The sequence below is a fragment of the Brevundimonas aurantiaca genome (assembly GCF_904830995.1).
In the GTDB taxonomy this organism is placed as follows: Bacteria; Pseudomonadota; Alphaproteobacteria; order Caulobacterales; family Caulobacteraceae; genus Brevundimonas; species Brevundimonas aurantiaca.
Genome location: NZ_CAJGVD010000001.1, coordinates 2,400,685 through 2,413,231, shown reverse-complemented (window position 1 = coordinate 2,413,231; position 12,547 = coordinate 2,400,685). Strand labels below are relative to the sequence as shown.

Annotated in this window: 12 protein-coding genes; 6 read left to right on the top strand and 6 right to left on the bottom strand. The window is 68.0% G+C overall.

What is annotated here, in order from left to right; all coding sequences use genetic code 11:
• Positions 1–108 precede the first annotated feature (108 nt).
• On the top strand, positions 109–663 hold the full coding sequence (gene hslV, locus JMT67_RS11845; RefSeq protein ID WP_152949360.1) for an ATP-dependent protease subunit HslV: 555 nt from the start codon (positions 109–111) through the stop codon (positions 661–663).
• A 10-nt stretch (positions 664–673) separates the two neighbouring features.
• Here the strand turns inward: hslV and JMT67_RS11840 are convergent, their stop codons facing one another.
• Together JMT67_RS11840 and JMT67_RS11835 are read right to left on the bottom strand one after the other, a co-directional pair.
• A complete protein-coding gene (locus tag JMT67_RS11840) occupies positions 674–1,255 on the bottom strand; it encodes a peptidase S14 (RefSeq protein WP_152949359.1) in 582 nt (193 codons plus the stop codon).
• On the bottom strand, positions 1,252–1,479 hold the full coding sequence (locus JMT67_RS11835; protein ID WP_224761157.1) for a hypothetical protein: 228 nt from the start codon (positions 1,477–1,479) through the stop codon (positions 1,252–1,254). Before JMT67_RS11835 ends, JMT67_RS11840 begins: the two co-directional genes overlap by 4 nt.
• Positions 1,480–1,606: 127 nt before the next feature.
• On the opposite strand from JMT67_RS11835, the gene hisS reads away from it, so the two are divergent.
• Entirely contained in the window at positions 1,607–3,097 is a 1,491-nt protein-coding gene (gene hisS / locus JMT67_RS11830; protein WP_201463565.1) for a histidine--tRNA ligase, read from the top strand.
• Positions 3,098–3,466: 369 nt separating this feature from the next.
• On the opposite strand, the gene JMT67_RS11825 is transcribed toward hisS, so the two are convergent.
• Complete coding sequence (locus JMT67_RS11825) at positions 3,467–5,587, bottom strand: M13 family metallopeptidase (protein WP_201463564.1); 2,121 nt, start codon at positions 5,585–5,587, stop codon at positions 3,467–3,469.
• Positions 5,588–5,742: 155 nt separating this feature from the next.
• Between JMT67_RS11825 and JMT67_RS11820 the strand changes: the two genes are divergently transcribed.
• Both JMT67_RS11820 and JMT67_RS11815 read left to right on the top strand, forming a co-directional pair.
• On the top strand, positions 5,743–7,578 hold the full coding sequence (locus tag JMT67_RS11820; protein ID WP_054764543.1) for a cation:proton antiporter domain-containing protein: 1,836 nt from the start codon (positions 5,743–5,745) through the stop codon (positions 7,576–7,578).
• A 203-nt stretch (positions 7,579–7,781) separates the two neighbouring features.
• Entirely contained in the window at positions 7,782–8,423 is a 642-nt protein-coding gene (locus JMT67_RS11815) for a TetR/AcrR family transcriptional regulator (protein WP_054764542.1), read from the top strand.
• A gap of 403 nt (positions 8,424–8,826) precedes the next feature.
• Here the strand turns inward: JMT67_RS11815 and JMT67_RS11810 are convergent, their stop codons facing one another.
• Genes JMT67_RS11810 through JMT67_RS11800 form a run of 3 tightly spaced genes read right to left on the bottom strand, consistent with a single transcriptional unit; the run spans position 8,827 to position 10,309 of the window.
• Entirely contained in the window at positions 8,827–9,438 is a 612-nt protein-coding gene (locus JMT67_RS11810; RefSeq protein ID WP_183216179.1) for a Smr/MutS family protein, read from the bottom strand.
• Positions 9,435–9,674 (bottom strand): helix-turn-helix domain-containing protein, encoded by a 240-nt coding sequence (locus JMT67_RS11805; protein ID WP_152949355.1) that lies wholly within the window; start codon positions 9,672–9,674, stop codon positions 9,435–9,437. Before JMT67_RS11805 ends, JMT67_RS11810 begins: the two co-directional genes overlap by 4 nt.
• Before the next feature lie 23 nt (positions 9,675–9,697).
• Positions 9,698–10,309, bottom strand: coding sequence for a DUF2975 domain-containing protein (locus tag JMT67_RS11800; RefSeq protein ID WP_183216183.1), 612 nt, complete (start codon positions 10,307–10,309; stop codon positions 9,698–9,700).
• Positions 10,310–10,772: 463 nt separating this feature from the next.
• On the opposite strand from JMT67_RS11800, the gene rdgB reads away from it, so the two are divergent.
• Positions 10,773–11,378, top strand: coding sequence for an RdgB/HAM1 family non-canonical purine NTP pyrophosphatase (gene rdgB, locus JMT67_RS11795; protein ID WP_201463563.1), 606 nt, complete (start codon positions 10,773–10,775; stop codon positions 11,376–11,378).
• Positions 11,371–12,543 carry a radical SAM family heme chaperone HemW gene (gene hemW, locus JMT67_RS11790; RefSeq protein WP_201463562.1) on the top strand — a complete coding sequence of 391 codons (1,173 nt, stop codon included), beginning with the start codon at positions 11,371–11,373 and terminating at the stop codon, positions 12,541–12,543. Before rdgB ends, hemW begins: the two co-directional genes overlap by 8 nt.
• The last annotated feature ends 4 nt before the right edge of the window (positions 12,544–12,547 follow it).

The following is a 12,547-nucleotide window of genomic DNA, read 5'->3' as shown; positions in this document are numbered from 1 at the left end:
GGACGCCGGAACCTCTGCGGTAGCCAGGTAAGGCCAAGGAAATGTGACACACCCCTCAACAGGCGAGCGAGGCTTGATCGCGACGGGCCGCCGCTCCATCTGCGGACCATGACCCAATCCAATTTTCCCGACTGGCACGGCACCACGATACTGGCGGTTCGCAAAAACGGCCGCACGGTGATCGCCGGCGACGGTCAGGTCTCGATGGGACCGACCATCGTCAAGGGCGCGGCGCGAAAGGTGCGGACCCTGGCCGGCGGCAAGGTTCTGGCGGGGTTCGCCGGGGCGACGGCCGACGCCTTCACCCTGATCGAACGCCTGGAGGCCAAGCTGGAGCAGTATCCGGACCAGTTGGCCCGCGCCTGCGTCGATCTGGCCAAGGACTGGCGCACAGACCGCTATCTGCGGCGGCTGGAGGCCATGCTGCTGGTGGCGGACAAGACGTCGATCTTCACCGTCACCGGCGTGGGCGACGTGCTGGAGCCGGAGCATGGGGTCGCGGCCGTCGGTTCGGGCGGCAACTACGCCCTGTCGGCGGCCCGCGCCCTGATCGAGGAAACCGATCTGGACGCGGAGGCGATCGCCCGCAAGGCCATGAAGATCGCCGCCGAAATCTGCGTCTACACCAACGGCAATCTGACGGTGGAGACCCTGGGGGACTGACGCCGCGGGGTCACAGCACGCCGGCGACCAGGCCGAGGGCCTTCGCCTCCTGAGCCTCGATGTACCAGTTCTCCGGCGCGCGCCGAAGCACCTCGTCCATGGTGACGGCGCTGCCGCGCACCAGGTTCTCGAACCCTTCGTTCTGGATGGCGATGGAGTGCTCAAGTTCGTTCAGCATCGCCTTGACCGAGGCGATGCAGGTGGTCAGCGGCCCGGCGATGTGGAGCGTCTTGTCCATCTTTCGCTCATGGATCATCACCCGAGCGCCGCGCGTCAGATAGCGGTTTTCCACCGCAAAAAAGCTCATGAAGGTCGCGCCGGCCGAATAGATGGCGGCCTTGCCCAGAAAGACCAGCCGGCGCGCGGGGTTGATGTCGCTCTGAAACCGCACGTCCTCGCCCATCATCCGCGCCACCTCCGGATCGCCGCCCAGGGTGGACAGTTCGATCACCACCAGACCGCTGTCGGGCGCCTGGGTCAGTCGGTCGCGGAACCGGTCGTACATGGCGTAGTCTACGGCGCCGGCCAGAAGGATGCGCGGGGTGTCGAAGGCCGAGGCGTCGAGCGGACCCGAGGGGGCGGCGCCGATCATCGCGCGTCCTGGATGTCGGCGTCGTCCACCGGATAGCCTTCGGACGAGGCCCAGGACTTGGCCTCGTCCAGCGAGAAGAAGGCCCGGTTTCGCAGACGGCGCGCGCCCTGGTCGTCGATCAGTTCGCACTCATACCACCGGATGGTTCGCCGGTCGGAGGTTCTGCAGGTCCGCGTGAAGACGAGGGCGTGGGGGATCATGGCGCTGAAACGGCGACGGCCCACGCCCGTTCCGTCTGTGTGGGTGTTTTTCCTTTAGGGTCAGTGCATTGCACAGACTGACGCGAAGAGGGCGCCGCCGCTCGGCGCCGGACCATTTGCGCCGCGCCGCCCCTTGGCTTAAGCGCCCGGCATGACCGACGCCGCCCCTCCTCGCCCCCTCGCCCGCAATCCACGCGGTTTCGCCGACAAGCGCGGCCGCGACCTGACCGCCGAACGCCGCTTAGTGGCGCGCGTGTCCGAAGTCTATGAGCGCTGGGGCTTCGAGCCGCTGGAGACGCCGGCCTTCGAATACGCCGACGCCTTGGGCAAGTTCCTGCCTGACGCCGACCGGCCCAATGAGGGGGTGTTCGCCCTGCAGGACGATGCGGGTTCGGACGAGCCGGGCGAATGGATGGCCCTGCGTTACGACCACACCGCCCCCCTGGCCCGGTTCGCCGCCCAGACCTGGGAGACCCTGCCCAAGCCGTTCCGCCGCTACGCCTATGGGCCGGTCTGGCGCAACGAAAAGCCGGGTCCGGGCCGGTTCCGGGAGTTCTGGCAGTGCGACGCCGACACCGTCGGCTCGGACCGGCCCGAGGCCGACGCCGAGATCATCGCCATGGCCTGCGAAGGCCTGGGCGCCGCCGGTCTGGACGCGGGCCAGGCCCAGATCCGCGTCTCGAACCGCAAACTGTTCGACGGCCTGTTCGATGCGGGGGGCGTGACCGACGCGGGTCAGCGTTTGACGGCCCTGCGCGCCATCGACAAGTTCGACCGACTGGGCTGGGAAGGCGTGGTCCAGCTGCTGGGCGAAGGGCGACTGGACGAGTCCGGCGACTACACCAAGGGCGCCAATCTGCCCGCAAAGGTGACGGGCGCAATCGAGGCCTTCCTGGCGTCCGCCAACACGCCCGGCCTGTCCCGGGCAGAGACCTTGGAGGCGGTGGCCCGGTCCGGCGACCTGGGGGCGGCGGGCGAGGCGGCGCTGAACGAGCTGGCGGCGATCGACCGGGCGCTGAACGCCATGTCGGTGGGCCAGGACGCCGTGAAGTTCGACCCCACCATCGTGCGGGGCCTTGAATATTACACCGGCGCCGTCTTCGAGGCGGAGCTGTTGCTGGAGACCACCGACGACAAGGGCCGCCCGGTGCGGTTCGGCTCCATCGGCGGCGGCGGCCGCTATGACGATCTGGTGGCGCGCTTCACCGGCCAGAGCACCCCGGCGACCGGCTTCTCCTTCGGTGTCTCGCGCCTCGCCTCCGCCCTGCGCGCGGCCGGACGCGGCGCGGAGGACGCCGTGCGCGGGCCGGTCGTGGTCATCGTCTTCTCTGAAGAGGACATGGCCCACTATCTGACGGCCGTCGCCGAACTGCGCGGCGCGGGGATCGCGGCCGAACTCTATCTGGGACGGGCCGGGATGAAGGCCCAGATGAAATACGCCGACCGCCGCGGATCGCCTGCGGTCGTCATCCTGGGCGGGGACGAGATCGCCGCCGGCGAGGTCACGATCAAGGATCTGGACGCCGGGCGCGCCGCCGCCGCCGCCATCGCCGACAATGACGCCTGGAAGGCGCAACGGCCGGGGCAAATGCGTGTCGCCCGAACGGGGCTGGTCGGCGCCCTTCGGGCCATTATCGAATAAGCTTCGATAAATAACTCTGGGCAGGGTTAGTTATCGACGATAAGTCGAAGAAAGTTCGATTCCGTCCGAGAAGCCCGTTGACGACCTCGGCGGGGTTGCGTCAAATGAACTCACTCGAGGGCAAGCGTTGCTCAAGCGCGCAGCACTCGAAGGCGTTTCGGGGAGGAAACGTCCGCTCTTTAAAGAGCGCGAAAGCCCGCTGCGATGTATCCCCCGCAGCGGGCTTTTTCGCGTCTGGAGTCCAGGCCGACATCGAAATTCGGAGAAACTGTCGCGGCCATCGACCAATTTTCAGTCTGATGTGTCCAAGGGCTCATGAAAAAAGGCCGGGGCGAACCCCGGCCTTTTCCCGTTTTGCGATCAGGTGGCCTACCAGATGCGGACGCGCTCTTCCGGCGTCAGATAGTATTTCGTCCCCGGCTGGACGTCGAAGGCGTCGTACCAGGCGTCGACGTTGCGCAGCGGGCCGATGACCCGGAACTGGGCGGCCGAGTGGGGATCGGTGGCGACCTGCTGCTTCAGGGCCTCGTCGCGATATTTCGACTGCCAGACCTGGGCCCAGCCGTAGAAGAAGCGCTGGTCCCCGGTTGTGCCGTCCAGCACCGGGGCCGGCTGGCCGTTCAGCGACAGGTGATAGGCTTCAAGACCCACGGCCACGCCCGAGGCGTCGCCGATGTTCTCGCCCATTGTCAGGCCCGGATTGATCTTATAGCCGGCGATCGGCTCATAGGTGGCGTACTGGGCGCCCAGACGGGCGGTCAGGGCTTCGAAATTGGCCTTGTCCTCGGCCGTCCACCAGTTGCGCAGCACGCCGTCGCCGTCGGACTTGGAGCCCTGGTCGTCGAAGCCGTGGCCGATCTCGTGGCCGATCACCCCGCCGATGCCGCCGTAGTTGACCGCCGGATCGCCGTTCGGATCGAAGAAGGGCGGCTGCAGGATGGCGGCCGGGAAGACGATCTCGTTATTGGCCGAGTTATAGTAGGCGTTGACCGTCTGGGGGGTCATGCCCCACTCGGACTTGTCGACCGGCTCGTCCAGGCGGGCCAGATCGTAGTTCCATTCGAACAGGCCGCGACGCTCGGCGTTGCCGACCAGGTCGTCGGCGCGGATCTCGAGACCCGAATAGTCGCGCCATTTGTCGGGATAGCCGATCTTGACGGTGAATTTGCGCAGCTTCTCCTGCGCGGCCGCCTTGGTCTCGTCGCCCATCCAGGTCAGGTTGTCGATCCGGTGCGACAGGGCCGTGCGCAGATTTGCGACCAGCTCTTCCATCTTGGCCTTGGATTCGGCCGGGAAGTACTGGGCGACATAGAGCCGGCCCGTCGCCTCGCCCAGCGAACCCTCGGCGAAGGAGATGGCCCGCTTCTCGCGGGTGCGCTGCTCGGGCTGGCCCGACAGGTCGCGGGCGCGGAAGGCCCACTGGGCGTCCGAGAACCGCTTGGACAGCAGGGGCGCCATGTCGTCGGCGGTATGGAAGGCTTCCCACGCCTGCAGAAGCTCGACCGGGGTCTCGGCGTAGATGGCTGCGATCTTCGGCATGGCCGTGTCCTGACGCACGATCAGGCGCGGAACGCCGCCCAGCTTGGCCGCGTCGAAATAGGACTGCCAGGCGAAGCCCGGCGCGTCTTCAGCCAAGCGAGCGATGGTGTATTCGTTGTAGGTGCGGTCGCGGTTGCGGTTCTCGACCGGGCTCCAGTGGGCCTCGGCGATCTTGGTCTCCAGGGCGACGATCTGGGCGGCGGTCTCGGCCGGATTGGCCCAGCCGATCATGCCCAGCATGTCGGCGACATAGGCCTGGTACTTCTCTTTCTTGTCGGCGTAGCGGGCGTCCAGATAATAGTCGCGGTTCGGCAGGCCGATGCCCGACTGGCCGGTGGAGACGACGTAGCGGGTCGGCTGTTTCGCATCGATGGTGATGCCGCTGCCGAAGAAGGAGCCGCCGAAACGGCCGACCGTCTGGCCCATATAGACGGCCATCTTCTCATGGCTGTCGGCGGCGCGGATGGCGGCCAGATAGGGTTGCAGCGGCTGGGCGTCGAGCTGCTCGATCCGGGCTTCGTCGATGTAGGAGCGATAGGCGTCGGCCACCTTGGCCTCGTCGGAGCCGGGGGTCAGATCGGTGCGCGCGGCCAGGCCCAGCACCAGTTCCTTCATCCGGTTGTCGGACAGTTCGCGCAGCAGGGCGAAGGAGCCGTAGCTGGTGCGGTCCGAGGGGATGACCAGTTTGTCGACGGCCGCGCCGTTGGCGTAGCGGAAGAAGTCGTCGCCCGGCTTCACCGAGGTGTCGCGGCCGGCCATGTCAAAGCCCCAGGTCCCATAGCGGGGCGCCTCGGTCCCCTGCCAGCCGGCGGCCGTCTCTTCGCCCGAAAAGAGCGAGACGATCGAGCAGGTTTCGTCCAGGCAGGCGTGGTCGTGATCGACGTCCTGGGCCAGGGCGGCGGCCGGCAGCAGAAGGGCGCCGACCGCGGCCCCGATAAGCAGTCTTTTCATCACTCTATCCTCGGTTCCACCCCCCACGGGCGGGTCGGAGCGGACCCTAGACCCGACGCGGGGCCTGTCGCCTTAAAAAAAGTTCATGAAAGCGCCGCGACCTCTCGCCACAGGCGCCGGTTCCGGGTCACATGCCGGCAGAGCTCGGAGGGCGAATGCAGACGCACGGCGGCGACTATAAGGATCTGGTGGTGTTTCTGGCGGCCGCCGGGGTCATGGTGCCCCTGGTCAATCGTCTGAAGATCAGCCCCGTCCTGGGTTTCCTGGCCGCAGGGGTGGTGCTGGGCCCCGACGGCCTGGCGCGCTTCGCCGACCGGCTGCCCTGGCTGTCCTATTTCACCATCAGCGACCCCGGCCAGCTGGCCCAGCTGTCGGAGCTGGGAGTCGCCTTCCTGCTGTTCATGATCGGGCTGGAGCTGTCGTGGGAACGGCTGCGGGCCCTGCGACGGCTGGTGTTCGGCCTGGGGCTGATGCAGGTGGCGGCCTGCACCCTGGTGCTGGCGGGCCTGTTCATGCTGCTCGGCCAAAGCCTGGTCAGCGCGGCCGTCCTGGGCATGGGCCTGGCCCTGTCGTCGACGGCGGTGGTGATGCCGGTTCTGGCCGAGGGCGGACGGTTGAAGACCAGTGTCGGCCGATCCACCTTCGCCGTCCTGCTGGCTCAGGACCTGGCCGTGGCCCCCATTCTGATCACCGTCAGCGTGATGGCGGCCCTGGCCCAGGGCGGGGGAACGCTGGACCCCGCCGTCCTGGGCCGCGCCCTGTTCACCCTGGTCCCGGCGGCGATGGGCCTGGGCCTTCTGGTGCTGCTGGGCCGGGTGGTGCTGCGGCCCATGTTCCGGTCGGTGGCGCGGGCGCGCAAGGCGGCCCAGGGCGGGGAGCTGTTCGTCGCCGCCAGCCTGCTGGTGGTGGTGGGCGCCGGCCTGGCGGCCCAGGCGGTCGGCCTGTCGATGAGCATCGGCGCCCTGGTCGCCGGGGTGCTGCTGGCCGAAACCGAGTTCCGGCGCGAGGTGGAGGTGTCGATCGAGCCCTTCAAGGGCCTGCTGCTGGGGGTCTTCTTCGTCGGGGTGGGGCTGGGGCTGGACCTGGGCGCGGTGGCGGCCGATCCGGTCCTGCTGTTCGGCCTGGCCCTGGCCGTCACAGTGGTCAAGACCGGCGTCATCTTCGCCCTGGCCCGGCTGTGGGGCATGGGCGCCCGGCCCGCCCTGGAGACGGCCCTGGTGCTGGCGCCGGCGGGCGAGTTCGCCTTCGTCGTCTTCGCCACCGGCATGGTGGAGGGGATCGCCCCGCCCGCCCTGACCAGCACAGTGGCCCTGTCGGCGACCCTGAGCATCTTCTCCATCCCGCTTCTGGCCCTGCTGGGCCAGAGGCTGTCGCGCGCCAAGGCCCCCGACCGCCCGACCACGCCAGAGGGCGCCGCGCCGCCGGAACAGGCGGACGGGGCGGTGATCGTCGTCGGCTTCGGCCGCGTCGGCCGCCTGATCGGCGAATTGCTGAAGGCGCACGACCAGCCCTTCATCGCCCTGGACACGGACGCTGCGGCCGTGGCGGCGGGGCGTCGGGACGGGTTCGACGTCTTCTACGGCGACGCCGGCCGGCCCGAAATGCTGTCCCATTGCGGGGTTCAGACCACCCGCGCCCTGATCGTCACCATGGACGCGCCGGGCAAGGTCGATGAGGTGGTGACGGCGGCCCGCGCCCTGCGCGAGGATCTGATCCTGATCGCCCGAGCGCGCGACGATCAGCATGCGGCGCGCCTTTACGCCCTGGGAGTTACGGACGCCGTGCCGGAGACGACCGAGGCCAGTTTGCAGCTGGCCGAGAACACCCTGGTCGATCTGGGCGTGCCCATGGGCCGCGTCCTGGTCTCCATCCATGAGAAGCGCGAACAATTCCGCAAAGCCTTCCAGGCCGCCATGCCCGCAGGAGGACGCAGTAGAACCACCCGCGCGTTGAGAATGTCCCAAATCAATACAGCCAAGCTTGAAAGTTAACCTTGAATATTTTCTCGCCTCACAGGAGAAAAATCGGCCGACCCATTTTCGTCATGGTTCCGTGATGCAAGCCGTTCCTCAGTATCGCGCCGATGACGAGGTCCGGGCGGCAACGCCTCTCTCGTCAGCTCAAGGCGCTTCACCCAAAGTCAACTCGGACCGCCTAGGCGCATCCGAAATCGCGTAGAGTTCAACCTGATTTCATGACCGAATCCGCCCTATCGACCGAAGCTGCGCCCCGCCTGAACCGTCGTCAGGCGGCCAAGGTGCGGACCCGCCAGAAGGTTTTGGACGCCGCCCGCTCCCTGTTCGCTGAGCGGGGCTATGAACCCGCCACCATCCGCGACATCGCCAAGGGCGCGGGCATGTCGACCGGCGCGGTCTTCGCCAACTTCCAGGACAAGGCCGAGCTGTTCGAGGCGGTCCTGACCGAGGACATGTCGCGCCTGGCCGAGGTGGTCGAGGCCGGGGCGCCCGAGGGCGAGCCGGTCCGCCAGCGTCTGCTGGGCGCGCTGAGCGCCGGCTATCATTCGTCGCTGGAGCATCTGCCCCTGTTCCAGGCCATCGTCGCCCGATCCTGGTTCCAGCCCCTGGCGGCCGAGATGCGCGCCCGGGCCGCGACCAAGAAGCTGCTGCTGACCATCGGCGATATTCTTCAGGAGGCGGTCGCCAAGGGCGAGCTGCGCCAGGACGCCGATCTGCGCCTGTTGGTCGAGCTGATCTGGGACGCCTATCTGTCCAACTATCGCCGCGCCGCCTATGACGAATGGGACGCAGCCGCCCTGTCGGACCATATGGGCAAGCAGATCGACGTCATCCTGGCCGGGGCCCTGTCGGCCAAATAGGCCGCCTTTACCTTGTCAGAGCGCCCTTCAGGCCCGCCCGCGCCCGTCGCCGGCGGGCCTTCGTCCGTCTGGGGCCGGGCCTCGCATCGGACCGTGAAAAAACAGTCCGATGAGTCCCATCGGTCCGACGCCGTGATCGGGGTTTCGGACATCGAAAAAGACTGTCCGATGTGTCCGATGTGTCCGACGCCCTTTGTTTTAAAAGTGGATTTTTGGCGCATCGTGTCGGACAGTCCGATCGGCGTCCGGCGGGCGGGAGGCGGAGAGACGTTCAGAGCCGCACAATGTCAAAGACCGGGCCGCAAGCCTAACACGGTTTCGAGAGGCGCCGGGTCGAAGCCGCACGTGAGCGCCTGCCCCTTGAAAAGTCAGGACCTTGTCTTTGAACTTGCGAGGATCGGCCTCAGTCGCGGCGTTTCAGGGTGACGTAGAAGGCGCCGTCGCCGCCGTGGCGCCGATGGGCCGAGGTGAAGCCCGAGACCACGCCGCGCAGGGCCGGCGACTGCATCCATTCGGCGAAGGAGGCGCGGATGACCCCGCCGCCCAGCCGCCCCTGGCCGGTGATGACCAGGACCGCCCGCAGGCCCCGCGCCTGGCAGCCGGTCAGGAAGGCCCGAAGCTGGTCCTCGGCCTCGAACCGGCCGAAGCCGTGCAGGTCGATCCGGGCCTCGATCGGATCGCGCTCGCGCGACAGCCGCTGTTTGCGGCGGGGCTCCAGATCCTCAGGCGCGGGCCGGAGGCGAGAGGGCGTGGGGCGAACGGGGGGGCGCGGCTCGGACGTCGGTTCGGTGCGGGCGAACCGCGCCGGAGCGGTCTTGGCCGGCGGCTTTTCCGCGCGCGACAGAGGGCGGTCCGGGATCGGGGCGATCAGATGGGCCGGCGCCTCGGCGCCGGGCGTGACCCGCGCGGCCTTGCGCGTTCGGGGCGGCGAGACCGTGCCGGTGATGCGGTTCCAGATGCGACGGTCCTCGGGCGTCAGGCCGTTCTCGTCCCGGCCGGAACCCTTGCGCCTCATGCCGCTTCGTCGTCCTCGATAGGGTCGGCGGGACCGGGTTCATGGGCGAGGAGATCGCCCGGCTGGCAGTTCAGTTCACGGCACAGGGCGTCCAGGGTCGAAAACCGCACCGCCCGCGCCTTGCCCGTCTTCAGGACCGACAGATTGGCCACCGTGACCCCCACCCGGTCGGCCAGCTCGGTCAGCGACATGCGGCGTTCGACAAGGACGCGATCAAGCTGGACGCGGATGGCCATGAGGAAATCCTAGCGGAAACGGTTCAGATCGTCAGTTCGGATTCGCGGCGCAGCCGCGCGCCCTCGCGAAAGACCTCCGCAAGGACGAAGACGATCAGGACGGAAAACACCGGGGTCAGCAGTTCGCCCAGCCCTTGCGGGTCCATGACGCCGGGCGCCAGGCGGGCGGCGACGAAGCCCTGGGCCAGCCAGACCCCGCCGGTGACCAGGGCCAGGATCAGGCCGATCTGGCGCAGGCGACGCACATTGGCCGGATGAAAGGGGTCGCCCATGATCAGAGTACGGAAGATGAGGCGCAGGCTGCGCAGAATCAGCATGAAGCCGCCGAAATAGGCGGTGGCCGCCCCCAGGCCGAACAGCAGAAGCAGCCGGGTCAGGGGCAGTTGGCGGCCGCCGGTCTCGCCGCTGACGGTGATGTTCACATTGTCCAGCGGGATGAAGACGGCCGCGATCAGCAGCAGAAGAAGAAGGCCGGTGACCAGCCAGAGCAGGACATAGGCCACGTCCAGGGCCACCTTCAGCACGCTGGAGACCGAACCCGGTCCCAGGGCGCGAAACGGGGCGGTGATCGGGGCCCACCGCTGCGGCGTGCGCCCCTCGCCTCGCTTCAGCAGATGGGGCAGGGGCAGGCGCATGGTCGGTCGGTGCTCAGGCCGGAAGGAAGGACGCGGCGGCTGCGCGGGGTCCGGCGAACCCGCACGCAGCCCTATACATCGCGATCTTCGTCAAGGCCGTCAAAGCTCTCGTGATCGATAAGGACTGGACTTGAGGTCGATCAGAAGGCTTGGACCAGGATGGCGACCAGGGCGGTCGGCAGGGCGGCGATCAGAACCGTGTTGACGAAGGCGGCGCCGACCTTGTCCAGCAGCAGCGAGAGGTTCATCGTATGCATAATGTGTCTCCGTTTTTCCTGTTGGGCGATCATCGCCCATTTTAAGTTTTTTCCGCATGATCCTTCCGGTTATGCCCGGCGTCTTGAACGTTGCGGCCCCGTTCCTGACGATCAATAGATAGGCCGTGTCCTGCGGAAAATCACGTTACATATCGTTTAACGATATTAAACTTTGGCAATAGACTGTTTCAGGACCGTGATCGGCAATGAGTCTCAAGCTTTTCAAGGGGATGCGTATCGTCCTCGCCACCCACAATCCAGGCAAGGTTCCCGAGATCGCCGCTCTGCTGGGCGAAGATTACGAGATCCTCACGGCGGGGCAGCTGAATCTGCCTGAACCCGAGGAGACCGAGACCACCTTCGCCGGCAACGCCCTGCTGAAGGCGCGCCATGCGGCCGATCGGTCGGGCGAGGTCGCCTTGGCCGACGATTCGGGCCTGTCGGTCGCGGCCCTGGACGGGGCGCCGGGCATCTATTCCGCCCGCTGGGCCGGTCCGGGCAAGGATTTCGCCGTGGCCATGAAGAAGGTGGAGGCGCGGCTGGAGGAGATCGAGGCTGCGGACATGAGCGCCTGGTTCACCTCGGCCCTGGCGGTGGCCTGGCCGGACGGGCCCAGCGTGGTGGTCGAGGGGGTGGTGCGGGGTCGGCTGAGCTTTCCGCCGCGCGGCGACCGGGGCTTCGGCTATGATCCGATTTTCATTCCGGATGAGGCGAGCGGCCTGACCTTCGGGGAGATGGAACCTGAGGCCAAGGAGACGATCAGCCACCGCACCCGCGCCTTCGCCAAGCTGAGAGCCGCCCTGATTGACTGATCCCGCCCAGACCTGGGTCGATCCCGGAACGGACCTCGGACTCTATGTCCACTGGCCCTATTGTGCGCGCATCTGCCCCTATTGTGACTTCAACGTGGTGCGCGACCGGGGGCGGGTCGAGGAACAGGGGCGGCTGGTCGAGGCGATCCTGGCCGACATGCGGGCCCAGCGCGCCCTGACCGGGCCGCGCCGGCTGGCCTCGGTCTTCTTCGGCGGGGGGACGCCGTCGCTGATGGCGCCGGAGGCCGTGGCGCGGATCATCGACCAGGCCCGCGACCTGTTCCCGCCGTCAGGACCGATCGAGATTTCGCTGGAGGCCAATCCGACCGATGCGGAGGCGGCCCGGTTCGACGCCCTGGCCCAGGCCGGGATCAATCGGCTGTCCATGGGGGTGCAGGCCCTGGACGACGCCGCCCTGCGGTTTCTGGGGCGCGACCATTCGGCGGCCGAGGCGCGGCGCGCGGTCGCCCTGGCCGGACGCGCCTTCGACCGGCTGTCCATCGACCTGATCTACGCCCGGCCGGGCCAGACGCCCGCCGACTGGGCGACGGAGCTGGGCGCGGCCCTGGACATGGGGTTCGAGCATGTCTCGCCCTATCAGCTGACGCTCGAGCCGACGACGGCCTTCGGCCGGGCCCTGGCGCGCGGAACCCTGGTCCCGCCGGACGAGGACCAGGCTGCGGCCCTGTACGAGACCACCCAGACCGTGCTGGAGGCCGCCGGTTTCGACGCCTATGAGGTGTCCAACCATGCGCGGGGCGTGGCGGCCCGGTCGGCCCATAATCTGCACGTCTGGCGTGGCGGGGACTATCTGGGCCTGGGGCCGGGGGCGCATGGGCGACTGACCCTGGACGGCGTTCGCACCGCAACCGTCGCCCATCGCCGCATCGGCGACTATGCGGCAGGGGTGCAGGCGGGCGCCCCCTGGGCCGAGGTCGAACGGCTGGACGCCGCCGGGGCGGCGGAGGAGCGGCTGCTGCTGGGGTTGAGGACGGTGGAGGGGGCGCCGGTCGGCGTATTGGGGGACCTGGGCCTGTCGCCCGAGGCGGAACCGACCGCGGACCTGATCGCCGACGGCTTTCTGACGGTCACGGGCGGGCGGCTGGTCGCCACCCCGCGCGGGCGACCGGTGCTGGACGGGGTGCTGAAGGCCCTGCTGACCTGAGGTC

Excerpts from the sequence above, each read along its gene's own strand:
- JMT67_RS11825 (WP_201463564.1), bottom strand. The coding sequence starts at position 5,587 with ATGAAAAGACTGCTTATCGGGGCCGCGGTCGGCGCCCTTCTGCTGCCG.
- hisS (WP_201463565.1), top strand. The coding sequence starts at position 1,607 with ATGACCGACGCCGCCCCTCCTCGCCCCCTCGCCCGCAATCCACGCGGT.
- JMT67_RS11800 (WP_183216183.1), bottom strand. The coding sequence starts at position 10,309 with ATGCGCCTGCCCCTGCCCCATCTGCTGAAGCGAGGCGAGGGGCGCACG.
- rdgB (WP_201463563.1), top strand. The coding sequence starts at position 10,773 with ATGAGTCTCAAGCTTTTCAAGGGGATGCGTATCGTCCTCGCCACCCAC.
- JMT67_RS11805 (WP_152949355.1), bottom strand. The coding sequence starts at position 9,674 with ATGGCCATCCGCGTCCAGCTTGATCGCGTCCTTGTCGAACGCCGCATG.
- JMT67_RS11815 (WP_054764542.1), top strand. The coding sequence starts at position 7,782 with ATGACCGAATCCGCCCTATCGACCGAAGCTGCGCCCCGCCTGAACCGT.
- hslV (WP_152949360.1), top strand. The coding sequence starts at position 109 with ATGACCCAATCCAATTTTCCCGACTGGCACGGCACCACGATACTGGCG.
- JMT67_RS11820 (WP_054764543.1), top strand. The coding sequence starts at position 5,743 with ATGCAGACGCACGGCGGCGACTATAAGGATCTGGTGGTGTTTCTGGCG.
- JMT67_RS11810 (WP_183216179.1), bottom strand. The coding sequence starts at position 9,438 with ATGAGGCGCAAGGGTTCCGGCCGGGACGAGAACGGCCTGACGCCCGAG.
- JMT67_RS11840 (WP_152949359.1), bottom strand. The coding sequence starts at position 1,255 with ATGATCGGCGCCGCCCCCTCGGGTCCGCTCGACGCCTCGGCCTTCGAC.